The 738-nt window shown below is 63.7% G+C and carries 2 protein-coding genes; one reads left to right on the top strand and one right to left on the bottom strand.

The features are described from left to right. The coding region (locus EN939_RS36660) for a DUF924 family protein (protein ID WP_127272096.1) at window positions 1-151 on the top strand (151 nt) is incomplete at its 5' end. Window positions 152-305: 154 nt separating this feature from the next. Here EN939_RS36660 and folK read toward each other — a convergent pair. Next, a partial coding sequence (gene folK, locus EN939_RS36655; protein WP_127272095.1) for a 2-amino-4-hydroxy-6-hydroxymethyldihydropteridine diphosphokinase occupies window positions 306-738 on the bottom strand: 433 nt, incomplete at its 5' end.

Raw genomic sequence — 738 nt, 5'->3', positions numbered from 1 at the left:
GGCCTGGGCCGAGCCATACCTGAAGTACGCTGTCGAACACCGCGATATCATTCAGAATTTCGGCCGTTTTCCGCACCGAAACAAGATGCTTGGCCGCGAAACCACCCCGCAGGAGCAGACGTTCCTGGATGGCGGCGGCTTCTCCGGTTAAAGACCCCGCTCCAAGGTGTGTTGAGATTCAGGTCAGGCCGAGTCGAAAACGGTGGGTTCCGAGAACCGGAGCGGAGCGTACATTTGGGTACGTGAGCACCGGAAGCGCAGGAACTCGCCGTTTGCAGGCCGGCATCACCTGAATATCAACGCACCTAGGCCAACCACCAATCCCGGCCGGAGGACAATCGCTCGATGCCTGAAGTATCGACGGCGACCAGGCGGTCGGTGATGCTGCGACCGCTGACAACCAGGCCGGGCGCGATCTCGGCCAGCGGCGCCAGCACGAAGGCGCGCTCCAGCATGCGCGGATGCGGCACCTCCAGTCCGGTCTCGTGGATGACGCGGTCCCCGAACACCAGAATGTCGATATCGATCAGCCGCGGCCCCCAGCGCTCCTCCCGCACCCGCTTCAGCTTGCGCTCCGCATCGAGGCAGAGGTCGAGCAAGGCACGCGGTGCAAGCACGGTGGAAATCTCGGCGGCCGCATTGAGAAAATCGGGCTGATCGAGCTTGCCCCAGGGCGGCGTGCGATAAAGCGAGGAGACGCCGGTGACACGCGTATCCGCGTCGGCATCCAGCATGCGC

It is taken from the genome of Mesorhizobium sp. M7A.F.Ca.CA.002.05.1.1 (assembly GCF_003998335.1).
In the GTDB taxonomy this organism is placed as follows: Bacteria; Pseudomonadota; Alphaproteobacteria; order Rhizobiales; family Rhizobiaceae; genus Mesorhizobium.
Note: the sequence above shows the minus strand (reverse complement) of the source record. Positions and strands in the feature narration are given on the sequence as shown.